At 68.5% G+C, this 15,804-nt stretch carries 14 protein-coding genes; 12 read left to right on the top strand and 2 right to left on the bottom strand.

From position 1 onward, the window contains the following. The 12 genes from frr to ACX9GQ_RS19685 all read left to right on the top strand — a co-directional run bounded on the left by frr (position 1) and on the right by ACX9GQ_RS19685 (position 12,703). Positions 1 to 561 carry a ribosome recycling factor gene (gene frr, locus ACX9GQ_RS19740; protein WP_459631300.1) on the top strand — a complete coding sequence of 187 codons (561 nt, stop codon included), beginning with the start codon at positions 1 to 3 and terminating at the stop codon, positions 559 to 561. Between the two features lie 21 nt (positions 562 to 582). Then, entirely contained in the window at positions 583 to 1,341 is a 759-nt protein-coding gene (locus tag ACX9GQ_RS19735; protein ID WP_459631299.1) for an isoprenyl transferase, read from the top strand. Beyond that, positions 1,338 to 2,186: a phosphatidate cytidylyltransferase gene (locus ACX9GQ_RS19730; protein ID WP_459631298.1), complete on the top strand. Its 849-nt coding sequence runs from the start codon at positions 1,338 to 1,340 to the stop codon at positions 2,184 to 2,186. The genes ACX9GQ_RS19735 and ACX9GQ_RS19730 overlap by 4 nt, the downstream gene beginning before the upstream one ends. Before the next feature lie 2 nt (positions 2,187 to 2,188). Further along, positions 2,189 to 3,352, top strand: coding sequence for a 1-deoxy-D-xylulose-5-phosphate reductoisomerase (gene dxr / locus ACX9GQ_RS19725; RefSeq protein ID WP_459631297.1), 1,164 nt, complete (start codon positions 2,189 to 2,191; stop codon positions 3,350 to 3,352). A gap of 158 nt (positions 3,353 to 3,510) precedes the next feature. Further along, the gene (gene rseP / locus ACX9GQ_RS19720) at positions 3,511 to 4,653 is read left to right on the top strand and encodes an RIP metalloprotease RseP (RefSeq protein WP_459631296.1); all 1,143 of its coding nucleotides are present in this window, start codon (positions 3,511 to 3,513) and stop codon (positions 4,651 to 4,653) included. Positions 4,654 to 4,814: 161 nt separating this feature from the next. Further along, complete coding sequence (gene bamA / locus ACX9GQ_RS19715) at positions 4,815 to 7,211, top strand: outer membrane protein assembly factor BamA (protein WP_459631343.1); 2,397 nt, start codon at positions 4,815 to 4,817, stop codon at positions 7,209 to 7,211. Positions 7,212 to 7,264: 53 nt separating this feature from the next. Continuing rightward, positions 7,265 to 8,329, top strand: a complete 1,065-nt coding sequence (lpxD, locus tag ACX9GQ_RS19710) for a UDP-3-O-(3-hydroxymyristoyl)glucosamine N-acyltransferase (protein WP_459631295.1) — start codon at positions 7,265 to 7,267, stop codon at positions 8,327 to 8,329. 71 nt (positions 8,330 to 8,400) lie between these two features. Beyond that, the gene (gene fabZ / locus ACX9GQ_RS19705) at positions 8,401 to 8,865 is read left to right on the top strand and encodes a 3-hydroxyacyl-ACP dehydratase FabZ (protein ID WP_459631294.1); all 465 of its coding nucleotides are present in this window, start codon (positions 8,401 to 8,403) and stop codon (positions 8,863 to 8,865) included. Next, positions 8,862 to 9,668 (top strand): acyl-ACP--UDP-N-acetylglucosamine O-acyltransferase, encoded by an 807-nt coding sequence (gene lpxA, locus ACX9GQ_RS19700; RefSeq protein ID WP_459631293.1) that lies wholly within the window; start codon positions 8,862 to 8,864, stop codon positions 9,666 to 9,668. Before fabZ ends, lpxA begins: the two co-directional genes overlap by 4 nt. Positions 9,669 to 9,671: 3 nt before the next feature. Next, positions 9,672 to 10,532, top strand: a complete 861-nt coding sequence (locus tag ACX9GQ_RS19695; protein WP_459631292.1) for an LpxI family protein — start codon at positions 9,672 to 9,674, stop codon at positions 10,530 to 10,532. Continuing rightward, positions 10,529 to 11,698 (top strand): lipid-A-disaccharide synthase, encoded by a 1,170-nt coding sequence (lpxB, locus tag ACX9GQ_RS19690; RefSeq protein WP_459631291.1) that lies wholly within the window; start codon positions 10,529 to 10,531, stop codon positions 11,696 to 11,698. The genes ACX9GQ_RS19695 and lpxB overlap by 4 nt, the downstream gene beginning before the upstream one ends. A 72-nt stretch (positions 11,699 to 11,770) precedes the next feature. Further along, positions 11,771 to 12,703, top strand: a complete 933-nt coding sequence (locus ACX9GQ_RS19685) for a DMT family transporter (RefSeq protein WP_459631290.1) — start codon at positions 11,771 to 11,773, stop codon at positions 12,701 to 12,703. 54 nt (positions 12,704 to 12,757) lie between these two features. On the opposite strand, the gene gltA is transcribed toward ACX9GQ_RS19685, so the two are convergent. Next, positions 12,758 to 14,044: a citrate synthase gene (gltA, locus tag ACX9GQ_RS19680; RefSeq protein ID WP_459631289.1), complete on the bottom strand. Its 1,287-nt coding sequence runs from the start codon at positions 14,042 to 14,044 to the stop codon at positions 12,758 to 12,760. A 246-nt stretch (positions 14,045 to 14,290) separates the two neighbouring features. Then, positions 14,291 to 15,718, bottom strand: coding sequence for a glutamate--tRNA ligase (gene gltX, locus ACX9GQ_RS19675; RefSeq protein WP_459631288.1), 1,428 nt, complete (start codon positions 15,716 to 15,718; stop codon positions 14,291 to 14,293). Between the last annotated feature and the right edge of the window lie 86 nt (positions 15,719 to 15,804).

The following is a 15,804-nucleotide window of genomic DNA, read 5'->3' as shown; positions in this document are numbered from 1 at the left end:
ATGACCGCCCAGTTCGATCTCGCCGACATCAAGCGCCGCATGGCCGGCGCGGTGCAGGCTTTCCACAAGGACCTCGCCAGCCTCCGCACCGGACGAGCCTCGGCCAACCTGCTCGACCCGATCGTGGTCGAGGCCTACGGCGCGACGATGCCCCTGAACCAGGTGGCGACCGTGAACGTGCCCGAGCCGCGCATGATCACCGTGCAGGTGTGGGACCGCTCGATGGTGCAGGCGGTCGAGAAGGCGATCCGTGATTCCAACCTCGGCTTCAACCCTGCGACCGAGGGGCAGGTGATGCGCATCCGCATCCCCGAGCTCAACGAGCAGCGCCGCAAGGAACTCGTGAAGGTGGCCCACAAGTATGCCGAGGAGGCGCGCGTCGCCGTCCGGCACGTGCGCCGCGATGGCCTCGACCTGCTGAAGAAGCTCGAGAAGGACGGCCACGTCGGCAAGGACGACCTCGACCGCCATTCCGACCAGGTGCAGAAGGCGACGGACCAGACGATCGCCGAGATCGACACCGGGCTCGCGGCGAAGGAAAAGGAAATCATGCACGTCTGACCCGCCGGGGAGGAGAGCGCCATGTCGCCCGCCGGCGAGAACGATGCCACGGCCAAGGAAGCGCCGCCGCGCCACGTTGCCATCATCATGGACGGCAACGGGCGCTGGGCGGCTGCGCGCGGCCTGCCGCGCTTCGAGGGCCACCGGCGTGGCGTCGAGGCGCTGAGGCGCACGATCCGGGCGGCCATCGAACTGGGCATCGACTATCTCACCGTGTTCAGCTTCTCCTCGGAGAACTGGCGGCGCCCGCCGGAAGAGATCGCCGACCTGATGGGGCTGCTGAAGCGCTTCATCCGTAACGATCTCGCCGATCTCCACGCCAACGGCGTTCGCGTGCGGGTCGTCGGCTCACGGGAGCGCCTCTCCGACGACATTGCCAGCCTCCTCAGCGAGGCCGAGAACCTGACGCGCGACAATACCGGACTGACCCTTGTGGTGGCGTTCAACTACGGCTCGCGGCAGGAGATCACCCAGGCCGCCCGCAGCCTCGCCGAGGACGTCGCCGCCGGCCGCCTGCGACCTGAGGACGTGACCGAGGAACGGCTGGCCGGACGGTTGTGGACGGCGGACATTCCCGACCCGGACCTGCTGATCCGCACATCGGGCGAGATGCGGCTGTCCAACTTCCTGATGTGGCAGTCGGCCTACGCCGAACTGGTGTTCACGCCCGTCCTGTGGCCCGACTTCGACCGCGCGGCGCTCGAATCCGCCATTTCGGCCTTCCGCGGCCGCGACCGGCGCTTCGGAGGGCTCTCGAGCCGGGCAGGGGCCGCTTCTTGAGCGAAGGCTCCACGCAGCCGGTCGGCCGGCCCCGTTCCGAACTCGCCCTGCGGGTCGCTTCCGGCCTCGTGATGGCGGCGCTGGCGCTCGGTACCGCGTGGTCGGGCGGCTGGGCCTTCGGGACGCTCTGGAGCGTCGCGGCCGTCCTGCTGCTGCGCGAGTGGCTCTCGCTCGTCGGGATCGCCGGACACCGTCTTACCGTCGTATGGGCGCTCGGCGCGGTGGCTGTCGTCATCGCGGGAGCACTGGCCGAGGCCATGCCGCTGGTGGCGCCCGAAGCGCTGGTCGCGGCGCTTGGGGGAGCGTTGGTGGCGGGGCTGGCGTCGCCGGGCGGTCGCCGCGGCTGGGCCGCCCTCGGAACCCTGGTGGCGGCCGTCGTGGTCGTCGTCCCGGTCGACGTGCGGGGCCATCCGGCGCACAGCCTGGTCGCGATCCTGTGGCTCTATGCGGTCGTCTGGCTGAGCGACATCGGCGCATTCTTCGCAGGGCGCGCCATCGGCGGGCCCAAGCTCTGGCCGCGGGTCAGCCCGAAGAAGACGTGGTCCGGCGCCGTCGGGGGCCTGCTCGTCGGCACCGCCAGCGCCGTGGCGATCGTCCTCGTCGCCCGCTCGCGCTTCGGGATCGGCTGGTTCGACGGCTGGCAGCTCGTCGCCCTCTCCGCCTTCGCCTCCGTCGTCTCCATGGGCGGCGATCTCGCCGAATCCGCCATGAAGCGGCATTTCGACGTGAAGGACTCCAGCCACCTGATCCCGGGACACGGCGGGGTCATGGACAGGCTGGACAGCTTCTGGGCCGTCTGCATGCTGCTCGCCGTCATCGTCTACGTCACCGGAGGCCCGGGCTGAGCATGCCGGCGTCTGTCACCGTCCTCGGCGCCACCGGGTCGATCGGCCGCTCGGCTGCCGACGTCATCGCCTCCCATCCGGACCGGTTCAGGGTCGAGGCCGTCGTGGGCGGTCGCGATGCGCAGGCCCTGGCGGCCACGGCGCGCGCGCTCGGCGCCCGCTTCGCGGCCGTGGCCGATCCCGAAGGCCTGCCGGCCCTTCGCGATGCGCTCGCAGGGTCGGGCATCGGTGCCGGGGCAGGCCCGCAGGCCGTTCTCGAGGCCGTGGAGCGACCCTCCGACATCGTCGTCGCCGGCATCGCGGGAACCGCCGGCGTACGCCCCACGCACGAGGCTGCACGCCTCGGCCGGGTGGTCGCGCTCGCCAACAAGGAGTGCCTCGTCTGCGCGGGGCACGCCTTCATGCGCGACGCCAGGGCGGCCGGAGCCACCATCCTGCCGGTCGACAGCGAGCACAACGCCATCCACCAGGCTCTCGGACGCCACAGCGCCGACGAGGTGGAGAGCATGATCCTCACCGCGTCGGGCGGGCCGTTCCGCACGTGGGACCGCGAGCGCATCGCCGCCGCCACGCGGGCGGAGGCGCTGGCCCATCCCAACTGGAGCATGGGCGCCAAGGTCACGATCGATTCCGCGACCCTGATGAACAAGGGGCTGGAGCTGATCGAGGCCCAGCACCTGTTCGGCGTCCCCGCGGAGGTCCTGGGCGTCGTGGTTCACGCCCAGTCCATCGTCCACGGCTTCGTTTCCTTCCGCGACGGATCGGTGGTCGCCGGCATGGCGAACCCGGACATGCGGGTGCCGATCGCGCACTGCCTCGGCTTCCCGGACCGCATCGCGACGTCCGTGAAGAGGCTCGACCTCGCGTCGATAGGCCGGCTCGACTTCGAGGCTCCGGATCTCGACCGTTTCCCGGCGCTTCGGATCGCCCTCGACGCCCTCGCCGTCGGGGGCGGCGCGCCGACGATCCTCAACGCCGCCAACGAGGTCGCCGTGCAGGCCTTCCTCGATGGGCGGATCGGCCTTTTCGGCATCCCCGCCCTCGTCGAGCGCGTCATCGAGTCGCTCTCGCGGCGCAACGACATGGATGCCCCGCCCACGGTCGACGACGCGCTGGCGCTCGACGCGCAGGCGAGGGCGTTGGCCCGCGAAGCCCTCCCATCCTGAATTCACTGCGCTTTTCGCGGCGGCCTCTCTGGCGCTCGCCGCGAAATTGCTCCATTAACCGACTATTCACCGTGACCTATCGAAGTGTCACGATCGCGCTATCATCCTGCCGAGAGAGATGGCGTGCCGAGGCGCCACGGCGCCGCACAGGAGCAGAGATGGATATCCTTTCCGCAGTCGGAAACCTCGCGTCCCTCGCGGGTGGGTACCTGCTCCCGTTCCTCTTCGTGCTCGTCGTGGTCATCTTCGTCCACGAGATGGGCCACTTCCTCGTCGGCCGCTGGTGCGGCATCAAGGTGACGGCCTTTTCGATCGGCTTCGGCCCCGAGCTCGCCGGGTTCACGGATCGCCACGGGACCCGCTGGCGCCTCGCCGCGATCCCGCTCGGCGGCTACGTGAAGTTCTTCGGCGACAGCAACGGCGCCAGCGTCCCGGACAACGATCAGTTGCAGACCATGTCCGACGCGGACAAGGCCGTGAGCTTCTACTACCAGCCCGTCTGGAAGCGGGCCGCGACGGTGGTCGCGGGGCCGGCCGCGAACTTTCTGCTCGCCATCCTGGTCTTTGCCCTCATCGGGTTCGGCACCGGCCGGCAGGTGATCGTGCCCCGCGTCGACGCCGTGATGGCGGGCAGCGCCGCCGACAAGGCCGGCATCAAGGCGGGCGACCTCGTCGTCGCCATCAACGGCAAGGCGCTCGACAGCTTCTCGGACATGCAGCGCATCGTTTCGACGGCGCCCGGCGAATCCCTCGTGTTGACCCTCGAGCGGGGCGGCAAGGAGCTCGACCTCTCCGTTGTGCCGGAGCTGAAGGTCATCAGCACGCCGTTCGGCAAGCAGCGCCTCGGCATGCTGGGGGTCCAGGGATCCCGGAACCCCGAGGACATCAAGACGGTCCCCATGGGGGCAGGCGAGGCGGTGCGCTACGCGCTGAACGAGACCTGGTTCATCGTCGAGCGCACGGGCTCCTACGTCGGCGGCCTCTTCGCCGGCACCGAGAGCACGGACCAGCTCTCCGGACCGATCCGCATTGCCCAGGTGTCCGGCCACGTCGCCAACGCGGGGATGCTGGCGCTCTTCAACCTAGTTGCGATCCTGTCGGTTTCTATCGGATTGATTAACCTTGTTCCCGTTCCGCTGCTCGATGGCGGACACCTCGCTTTCTACGCCGTGGAGGCCGTTCGCGGTCGTCCGCTCAGCGAGAGAACTCAAGAGTTTGGCTTCAAGATCGGCCTCGCCCTGGTCGTCATGCTGATGCTTTTCACGACGTTCAACGACGTCCTGCACCTCGTCTCCCTTTAACCATGTGCTAAGTGTCTCCGTGGCCACGCTACGGTCGGATTCGCCGGGACCCGGCGGATTCAGCGTTTGCAGGCCTGCGGAAAATTTGTAGAACCTCCCGGTACATCCGGGATTCCGACCGCGGCTCCGCGCACGGTCGGAACGTCAATAAAGGGCGGATACTGATGACTGGTCCGAGTTCGGCGTATCGGGTTTCGATCAAGGCCCTCCGGGGCTGTGCCGCCGGCCTTGCCATGCTGATGACCCTGTCCGTCCCGGTCCAGGCGCAGAGCGTGGTGGTGGAGGGCAACCGGCGCGTCGATGCCGAGACGATCCGCTCCTACGCGCAGGGGCAGTCCGCCGCCCAGGCCCGCCAAGACCTGATGAACACCGGCCTGTTTTCATCGGTCACGGTGACGCAGCGCGGCAGCCAGCTGGTCGTCAGCGTCAAGGAAAACGAGGTCATCAACCGCGTCGTCTTCCAGGGCAACAAGAAGCTCAAGTCCGAGCAGCTCGAGGGCGAGGTCCAGTCCAAGGCCCGCGGCCCCTTCAACCAGGCGGTGGTCGATTCGGACGCCGCCCGCATCCGCGAGATCTACCAGCGCAACGGCCGCGGCATGGCCGCCGTCACCGCGCAGGTCGTGCCGCTGGAGAACGGCCGCGTCGACGTGGTCTTCAACATCAACGAGGGTGACAAGACCGGCGTCAAGTCGATCAACTTCGTCGGCAACCAGGCCTATTCGGCCGGTCGCCTGCGCGACCAGATGACGACGACGGAGAGCAACTTCCTCTCCTGGCTCAAGTCGAGCGACGTCTACGATCCCGACCGCATCTCGGCCGACCTCGAGCTCATCCGCCGCTTCTACCTGAAGCACGGCTACGCCGACTTCCGCATCGTCAACACCGACGTGCAGTTCGATCCGTCGGCAAACGGGTACAACATCACGATCACGGTGGAGGAAGGCCAGCAGTACAAGGTCGGCCAGACCACCGTCGACTCGCGCATCAACGACGTGAACCCCGACCAGCTCAAGCGGCTGGTGAAGACGAGCGAGGGCTCCGTCTACAATGCGGAGGAGGTCGAGAAGACGCTGCTCGGCATGACCACCGAGGTGGCCAGCAAGGGCTACGCGTTCTCGCAGGTTCGCCCGCAAGGCAACAAGAACGCCTCGAGCGCCACGATCGACATCGCCTACATCGTCGAGGAAGGCCCGCGCGTCTACATCGAGCGCATCAACGTGCGCGGCAACACCCGCACCCGCGACTACGTCATCCGCCGCGAGTTCGACGTGGGCGAGGGCGATGCGTACAACAAGATCCTGATCGACCGCGCGGAGAAGCGGCTGAACAACCTCGGCTACTTCAAGCGCGTCCGCATCACGAACGAGCCTGGCTCGACCCCGGACCGCGTCATCATCAACGTGGACGTCGAGGACCAGCCCACGGGCCAGTTCTCGGTCGCCGGCGGCTACTCGACGTCGGACGGCTTCATCGGCGAGGTCTCGCTGTCGGAGTCGAACTTCCTCGGCCGCGGCCAGTACGTCCGCATCGCGGCGTCCTACGGCCAGTACACGCAGGGCATCGAGTTCTCGTTCACCGAACCGTTCTTCCTCGAGAGGCGGATGGCGGCGGGCTTCGACCTGTTCTCGAAGCAGTCGGACAACACCCGCTACTCCTACTACGAGAACAAGGTGACGGGCGGCACGCTGCGCCTCGGTCTGCCCCTGACCGACGAGGCCTCGCTGCTGCTGCGCTACTCGCTGTTTCAGTCTGACGTGACGATCCCGAACACGGTCCAGAAGCCTTACAACGACTGCTGGTACTCGCTGGCACCGACGTACCCCTTCACGTCGCCGGCCTGTATCTACAACGGTGAAGCCTCGCTGGCCCTGAAGGAGCTCACGGGCACCTACTGGACTTCGCTCGTCGGCTACACGCTTGCCTACAACACGCTGGACAACAACAAGAACCCGCGCGCCGGCTACTACGCCGAGCTGAAGCAGGACTTCGCCGGCCTCGGCGGCGACAGCCAGTTCATCCGCACGACCGCGGAGGCCCGCTACTACCACGAGCTGACCGACGACTTCGTCGGCATGCTCAAGGCCCAGGGCGGCTACCTCTACGGCAACGACCTGCGCATCACCGACCAGTTCTTCATGGGTCCGAGCCTCGTGCGCGGCTTCGCCCCCGCCGGCATCGGCCCGCGCGACCTGTCGGATCCGAACAACAACGCGCTCGGCGGCACCACCTACTTCGGTGCGTCGGCGGAGGTGCAGTTCCCGATCTTCGGCCTGCCGCGCGAACTCGGCATGAAGGGTGCGGTCTTCGCCGATGCGGGCACGCTCTTCGGCTACGACGGCCGCACGAACTTCGCCGGCATCGCGCCGACGCCGGTGGCGGCGGGTTATCCGAGCACGCTGACGGTGGTTGACTCCAGCATGATCCGCTCGTCGATCGGCGGCAGCCTCCTGTGGCAGTCGCCGCTCGGCCCGATCCGCTTCGACCTTGCCTATCCGATCACCAAGAACCAGTACGATCGGACGCAGATTTTCCGCTTCTCCGGCGGCACCTCGTTCTGACCGGTTCGCCGGCGGCGTCCCACGGCGCCGCCGGCGAGACCGCGGATAAGCCAATGACCGATCCTGTCTTCTTTCGGCTGGCGTCTCCCCTGACGCTGGCCGATATCGTCTCTGCGACCGGCGCAAAGCCGGCCGATGGGGCCGACCTCACGCGGACGATCAGCGGTGTCGCGCCGCTCGACCGCGCCGGCCCCGACGATCTCGTGTTCCTTGACAACCCTCGCTACGCTCCGGAACTCGACACGACCGGCGCGGCCGCGTGTCTGGTGTCGCCGAAGTTCGCGTCGCGCGTGCCCGAGGGAACGGTGGCGCTCGTGACCGGCCAGCCTTACCGGGCCTTCGCCACCGTATCCGGCAAGCTTTTCCCGGATGCCATGCGGCCAGGGTCCGTGTTCGGCTCGGCAGGGCAGGCGCCGGGCTCGTTCGTCCACCCGGCCGCAAGGCTCGAGGCGGGTGTCATCGTCGACCCGGGTGCCGTCATCGGCCCGGGGGCGGAGATCGGCACGGGGACGGTGATCGGTGCCAATGCCGTCGTCGGTCCGGGCGTCCGCATCGGCCGACAATGCTCCATCGGGCCGAACGTGACGGTCATCCACGCGCTCGTCGGTGACAGGGTCATCCTGCACCCGGGCGTCAGGGTCGGGCAGGACGGGTTCGGCTTTGCCCTCGGGCCGCAGGGACACCTGAAGGTGCCCCAGGTCGGCCGCGTGATCATCCAGAACGACGTCGAGATCGGCGCGAACACCACGATCGACCGTGGCGCGAACCGCGACACGGTGATCGGCGAGGGCACGAAGATCGACAACCTGGTGCAGATCGCCCACAACGTCGTCGTCGGGCGTCACTGCATCATCGTCTCGCAGGTGGGTGTCTCGGGCTCGGTCACCATCGAGGACTTCGTTGCGCTCGGGGGCCAGGTCGGCGTCGTCGGCCACGTCCGGATCGGCATGGGTGCGCAGATCGCCGGGTCGTCCAACGTCGCCGACGACGTTCCGCCCGGTGCCCGCTGGGGCGGGACCCCTGCCAAACCGGTGAAGGAGTGGTTCCGGGAGTTGACGCTCGTCGCCAATCTTGCGAAGCGGAAAAGCGGAGGCGGCGCCTCCTCGGGCGACACCTGACCCGGACACCGCGCCGCTAGGATCGATTTCGCGCTGACTCCGCCCGGCAGGGCAGAGCCGAGAGGGCCGACATGAACGAGACCGCGCCGGACACCCTGGGATCGGCCGATATCCGGCAGATCCTCGAACTCCTGCCGCACCGCTATCCGTTCCTCCTCGTCGACAAGATCATCGAGATGAAGGGCGACGAGAGCTGCATCGGCATCAAGAACGTCACGTTCAACGAGCCGCAGTTCAACGGGCACTTCCCGGGCCACCCGGTGATGCCGGGCGTCATGCTGATCGAGGGGATGGCCCAGACGGCGGGCGCGCTCTGCGTCCACTCCAATCTCAGCAAGGGCAGGCCGAAGATCGTCTACTTCATGACCATCGACAACGCGAAGTTCCGGCGGCCGGTCGGCCCTGGCGACGTGGTCGAGTACCACATGAAGAAGATGAAGCAGCGCGCCAACATGTGGTGGTTTCGCGGCGAGGCGAAGGTCGACGGCAAGATCGCCTGCGAGGCCGAGGTCTCGGCCATGCTGGTGACCGAATGAGCGGCGTCGCGATCCATCCTTCCGCCGTCGTCGACCCGGGTGCCCGTCTCGGCGAGGGCGTCCGCATCGGCCCGTTCTGCATGGTCGGGCCCGACGTCGAACTGGGTGACGGTTGCGAACTCGTCAGCCACGCGGTCGTGGCGGGTCGCACCACCATCGGCCCCCGGGCCCGGATCTTCCCGTTCGCGTCCATCGGCCACCAGCCGCAGGACCTCAAGTACAAGGGCGAGCCCTCGACCCTGACCATCGGATCCGACTGCACCATCCGCGAGGGGGTCACGATGAACCCCGGCACGGAGGGCGGCGGATCGGTGACGACGGTCGGCGACCGCTGCACCTTCCTGGCGAATGCGCACGTCGCGCACGACTGCCGCGTGGGCAACAGCGTCATCTTCTCCAACAACGTCATGCTGGCGGGCCACTGCACCGTGCAGGATTTCGCCATTCTCGGCGGGGGCGCGGCCGTCCATCAGTTCTGCCGCATCGGCGCGCACGCCTTTATCGGCGGCCTGTCGGGCGTGGAGAACGACGTCATCCCGTACGGCATCGCCATCGGAAACCGCGCCCACCTCGCCGGCCTCAACATCGTGGGCCTGAAGCGGCGAGGTTTCAGCCGCGAGGTCATCCACGACATCCGCCGCGCCTACCGGTTGCTGTTCGCCGATGAGGGCACGCTGCAGGAGCGGGTGGAAGACGTAGCTGGTGAGTTTGCGACCCATCCGGTCGTGCACGAGATCCTCGACTTCATCCGCGAGGGTGGCAACCGCTCCATCTGCACGCCCCGCGACGCGCAAGAGGGCTGAGGCGTGGCCGCGGCTCCGCCCGGCCCCGTCGCCATCGTCGCCGGTGGCGGCGCCTTTCCGCTCGAAGTTGCCGATGCCGCCGCGGCCTCGGGCCGCAAGGTCGCGATCGTCGCGCTGCGGGGCTTCGCCGCACGTTCCCTCGGCCGGCATGACGTGCGCTGGGCGGACATGCTGGATCCGGTGAGGGTGCTCGATCTCCTGCGGCAGTTGCAGCCGGCCTGCGTGGTGCTGGCCGGCGCCGTGACCCGGCCCGGCCCGTTTGCCATCACCTCTGTCTTTGCCGCCTACCGCAACCGCGAGGATCTCGGTCGCATTCTCGCCGCCGGCGACGACCGCATCCTGCGCGGAGTGGTGGATCTGATCGAGGAGGCCGGGTTTCCCGTGGTGGGGCCGCAGGCGGTGGCTCCGGGTCTGCTGGCCGGGGAGGGGCCGCTCGGCCGGCTCGGGCTGTCGCCGCAGGCTCGCGCGGACGCGCAGAAGGGTCTGGATCTGCTGGCTGCCATCGGTCCGTTCGACGTCGGTCAGGCGGTCGTCGTCTCCGGCGGACGTGTGCTTGCGGTCGAGGGGCCGGAGGGAACCGACGGCATGCTGGACCGGGTCGCCTCTCTCCAGCGCTGGCGCCGGGTCAGGCTCGACGGCCGCGGCGGCGTGCTGGTGAAGGCCCCCAAGCCGGGGCAGGACTGGCGCATCGACCTTCCGGCCGTCGGCCCCCGGACGATCCGCCGCATGAAGGCGGCCGGCCTCGACGCGCTCGCCGTCGCCGCCGGAGGCGTCTTCACGGTCGACCGCGCCGCCATGGTCGCGGCGGCAGACCGCGCCGGGATCGCGATCGAGGGGATCGGCGTCGAGGATGCAGGCTCGTGAGCGGCGCTCGTCCCCTGCATGTCGGCATCGTGGTCGGCGAACACTCGGGTGACCAGCTCGGCTTCAAGCTGATGCAGGCGCTGAAGCAGCGGCTGGGCGCGGGCGCGGTCCGCTTCTCGGGCGTCGCGGGGGAGGCGATGGAGGCGGAAGGGATGACGAGCCTCTTCCCGCTCGCCGACATCGCCGTCATGGGCATCCTGCCTGTGCTGAAGCGCCTCCCGACGGTGCTTGCCCGCATCCGGCAGACGGTGGCCGCGCTGCTCGCGGATCCGCCCGACATCCTCGTCATCATCGACAGTCCCGACTTCACCCACCGGGTGGCGAAGGCCGTCCGCGCCGCGCGCCCGGACCTGCCCGTCGTCGACTATGTCAGCCCGAGCGTGTGGGCATGGCGTCCCGGGCGCGCAAAGGCCATGCGCGCCTATGTCGACCACGTCCTCGCCCTGCTGCCCTTCGAGCCGGAGGCCCACCGCCGGCTCGGCGGCCCGGCCTGCACCTATGTCGGCCATCCGTTGATCGAGCGACTCGATGAACTGCGGCCCGGGCCGGAGGATGCCGCCCGGCGGGCGGGCGATCCGCCCCTCCTGCTCGTGCTGCCCGGCTCGCGGCGCTCGGAGATCGCGAGGCTCCTGCAACCGTTCGGCGAAGCGCTGGCGATCCTCACAGCGAAGGGCGTCGCGTTCGAGGCCGTGCTCCCGGCCGTGCCGCACCTGCTGCGGACGATCGAGGAGGGGACCCGTGCATGGCCCGTCCGTCCCCGCATCGTCGAGGGAGTCGCTGCCAAGTATGCCGCCTTCCGGCAGGCGAGAGCGGCACTGGCGGCGTCGGGAACGGTGACCCTCGAACTGGCGCTCTCCGGCGTTCCGATGGTGGTCGCCTACCGTGTGTCGAAGCTGGAGGAACAGCTCAAGTACCTGATCAAAGTGCCCTCGATCGTGCTCCCGAACCTGATTCTGGGTGAGAACGCAATTCCGGAACTCCTTCAGGAATCAGCGAATCCCGCTTCTCTCGCCGACGCCCTCGAACCGCTCCTCGGAACCTCCCCAGCGCGGGAGGCGCAGGAGGCGGCGCTTGCGCGGCTGGATTCGCTGATGGTCCTCCCGGAGGGCGACACGCCCAGCGGGCGCGCGGCGCGGATCGTTCTGGAGGTCGCGGGCCGGGACTGAGGGATACGAGGATCGAATGCGGGATGCGCGGCGTCGCCGAGCGTGCCACAAGGCGCCGTCCGGAGCCCGCGCATGACCGCCTCTTCGCCCGTCAACCGACCGATGGATGCCCGCGACTGGGCGCAGTTGCTGCTGCTGTCCGTCCTGTGGGGCGGGTCGTTCCTCTTCATCGGCGTCGCCGTCCGCGAGATCCCCCCGCTGCTCATCGTGACGGTTCGGGTGGGCCTCGCCGCGTCGGCGCTGTGGCTCGTCGTGTGGCTCATGCGGGTCCCGCGCCCGCGGGGAGCCGCGACATGGCGGACCCTCGTCGGAATGGCCCTGCTCAACAACGTCGTGCCGTTCTCGCTCTTTGCGTGGGCGCAGGCTCACATCCCGAGCGGCGTCGCCTCGATCCTCAACGCCACGACCCCGCTGTTTCTCGTCGTCGTCGCTCACTGGGCGACGCGGGACGAGCGGATGACAGGCAATCGCTTGTTCGGCGTGCTGTCCGGCCTCGTCGGCGTGGCGGTCATGCTGGGAGCAGCGCCGTCGCTGGGGTCGGGCACGGAGATCCTGGCGGAGGCGGCCTGCCTCGGCGCGGCGGCGTGCTACGCCCTCTCCAACGTCTACGGGCGGCGGTTCCACGCCATGGGCATCGCGCCGCTCGCCATCGCCGCAGGGCAGACGACGATGTCGTTCCTGATCATGCTGCCGGTCGCGCTCGTCGTGGTGCAGCCCTGGACGCTGGCGCCGGCTTCTCCGCTCGCCTGGGCCTGCGTCGCTGCGCTGGCGCTGCCCTCCACCGCGTTCGCCTATGTTCTCTTCTTCCGGATCCTGGCGTCGGCCGGGGCCACGAACCTCGGGCTCGTGACATTCCTGATCCCCGTCACGGCCGTCCTGCTCGGCGTGCTCGTCCTCGGCGAGACGCTGGCGCTGCGCCACCTCGCGGGGATGGCGCTCATCGCATTGGGCCTCGCTGCGATCGACGGGCGCCCGGTCCGCTGGCTGAGGGGACGCCTGACATGAAACCGCCCGCGCGAGGCGCGGGCGGGGAGGGAGGTTCAGCGATGGCCCGGCGCGTCAGCGCTGGTTGATCGACACGTACTCGCGCTTCGGGGCGCCCGTGTAGAGCTGGCGCGGGCGGCCGATCTTCTGGGACGGGTCCTCGATCATCTCCTTCCACTGCGCGATCCAGCCGACCGTGCGGGCCAGCGCGAACAGCACGGTGAACATGGTGGTCGGGAAGCCCATCGCCTTCAGCGTGATGCCCGAATAGAAGTCGATGTTCGGGTAGAGCTTCTTCTCGATGAAGTACTCGTCGTGCAGCGCGATGCGCTCCAGCTCGATGGCGACGTCGAGGAGCGGGTCGTCCTTGATGCCGAGCTCGGCCAGCACCTCGTGCGTGGTCTTCTGCATGATCTTCGCGCGCGGGTCGTAGTTCTTGTAGACCCGGTGGCCGAAGCCCATGAGGCGGAACGGATCGTTCTTGTCCTTGGCGCGCGCGACATAGTGCGGGATGCGCTCGGGCGTGCCGATCTCCTGCAGCATCTTGAGCGCGGCCTCGTTGGCACCGCCGTGGGCCGGACCCCAGAGGCACGCGACGCCGGCCGCGATGCAGGCGAACGGGTTGGCGCCCGACGAACCGGCGAGGCGGACGGTCGAGGTCGAAGCGTTCTGCTCGTGATCCGCATGAAGGATGAAGATGCGGTCCAGCGCGCGCGACAGGACCGGGTTTACCTTGTAGTCCTCACAGGGCACGGCGAAGCACATGCGCAGAAAATTCGACGTGTAGTCGAGGTTGTTCTGCGGGTACACGAACGGCTGTCCGACCGAATACTTGTACGCCATCGCCGACAGCGTCGGGATCTTGGCGATCATGCGCATCGACGCGACCATCCGCTGGTGCGGGTCGGAGATGTCGGTCGAGTCGTGATAGAAGGCCGAGAGCGCACCGACGGAGGCCACGAGCACCGCCATCGGGTGCGCGTCGCGGCGGAAGCCCTGGAAGAACCGCATCATCTGCTCATGCACCATCGTGTGGCGCGTGACGCGGTAGTCGAAGTCGACCTTCTGCGCGGCGGTCGGGAGCTCCCCGTACAGCAGCAGGTAGCAGGTCTCGAGGAAGTCGCCGTGCTCGGCCAGCTGCTCGATGGGGTAGCCGCGATAGAGCAGGACGCCCTCGTCGCCGTCGATGTAGGTGATCTGCGACTCGCAGCTCGCCGTAGACGTGAAGCCGGGGTCGTAGGTGAACATCCCCGTCTGGGCGTAGAGCTTCCCGATGTCGACGACAGCCGGGCCGATCGAGCCTTCCTTGGTCGGAAGAGCAAGGTTCTTGCCGTTGACGTTGAGGGTGGCGGGGTCGCTCATGGGCGCTATCCTTCGGCCGTAGTCGGTAGGGTGCCCGGCGCAGGACCTTGCGCCGTCAGCACGAAAGGCCACGATTTCGCACCGAAACGCGCCGACTTGCCAAAACCTGCGGCAAAACCGGACGTTCCGGACTTTTTCGCTGTTGCCTTCGGTGTGCTAGCCCAATTCCCCCCACCGTTCAACCACACCGAAAGGTGGGGTGTCAGGCGGTCGCAGCACGGCGTCGCTGGCGCGGTTCGGCGGACCTCAGGACTTTTCCGCCTGATCGCGCAGACGCGCGAGGCATTCCTCGCGCCCCAGCACGTCCATGACGTCGAACAGTCCGGGGGAGGTTGATCGTCCGGTGAGGGCAGCGCGAAGCGGCTGGGCGACCTGTCCCAGCTTCGCTCCCGTGGTCTCGGCGAACTGCCTGACCGCGGCCTCCGTGGTCGCCGCGCTCCATGCATCCAGGGCCTCGAGGGCCGGCAGGAGCGCGGCGATGCGAGCCCGTCCGCCGTCGGCGAGAAGGGCCTCGGCCTTCGCCTCGACGGTAACGGGACGCGACGCGTAGAGGTAGTAGGCGCTGTCGACGAGTTCGACGAGCGTCTTGGCGCGCTCCTTCAGCCCCGGCATGGCAGCCAGGAGCTGCTCGCGCAGGCGCGGCGACAACGTCGCGGGGGCGCCACGCGGGGGACCGATGTCCGGAAGGATCGGCTCGATCGCCGCCACGAGGTCGGCGTCCGACGAAGCCCGCATGTAGTGGCCGTTCAGGTGCTCGAGCTTGGCGAAGTCGAAGCGGGCGGGGGAGCGGCCGATGCCCTCGAACCCGAAGGCGTCGATCATCTCCTGCGTCGTGAAGAACTCCTGGTCGCCGTGGCTCCAGCCGAGGCGCACGAGGTAGTTGCGCAACGCCGCCGGCAGGTAGCCCATCGCACGGTAGGCGTCGACGCCGAGCGCGCCGTGGCGCTTCGAGAGCTTGGCGCCGTCCGGTCCGTGAATGAGCGGGATGTGCGCCATCTCCGGCACGTCCCAGCCGCAGGCCTGGTAGATCTGCGTCTGGCGGGCGGCGTTGGTGAGGTGGTCGTCGCCACGGATGATGTGGGTGACGTCCATGTCATGGTCGTCCACGACAACGGCGAGCATGTAGGTCGGCGTTCCGTCCGAGCGCAGCAGGACGAGGTCGTCGAGGTCCTTGTTCTGCCAGACCACGCGGCCCTGCACCCGGTCCTCGACGACGGTCTCGCCGTCCTGCGGAGCACGCAGCCGGATGACAGGCTTCACGCCGGGAGGCGCCTCGGACGGGTCGCGGTCGCGCCAGCGGCCGTCGTATCGCATGGGCCGTCCCTCGGCTCGCGCCTTCTCCCTCATCTCCTCCAGTTCCTGCGGGGTGGCGTAGCAGTGGTACGCCTTGCCCTCGGCCAGCAACCGCTCAGCGACCTCGCGATGCCGTGCGGCGCGGGAGAACTGGTAGACGACGTCGCCGTCCCAATCGATGCCGAGCCACTTGAGGCCATCGAGGATCGCCTGGATGGCGGCCTCCGTGGAGCGCTCCCGGTCGGTGTCCTCGATGCGCAGCAGCATCTTTCCGCCGTGCCGCTTGGCGTAGAGCCAGTTGAACAGCGCGGTGCGCCCGCCGCCGATGTGCAGGAAGCCCGTGGGCGAGGGCGCGAAACGGGTGACGACGGGACGGCTCATCAGCGTGTTGCACGGTCCGGCTGAGGAATCGGAATAACCACAACCGACCGGCGCTGGTTCGTGGCGCCGGTCGTGTAGCATCATTG

Source organism: Alsobacter sp. R-9, assembly GCF_054612375.1.
The sequence above is the reverse complement of the archived record's forward strand: the minus strand, read 5'-3'. Positions and strand labels throughout refer to the sequence as shown.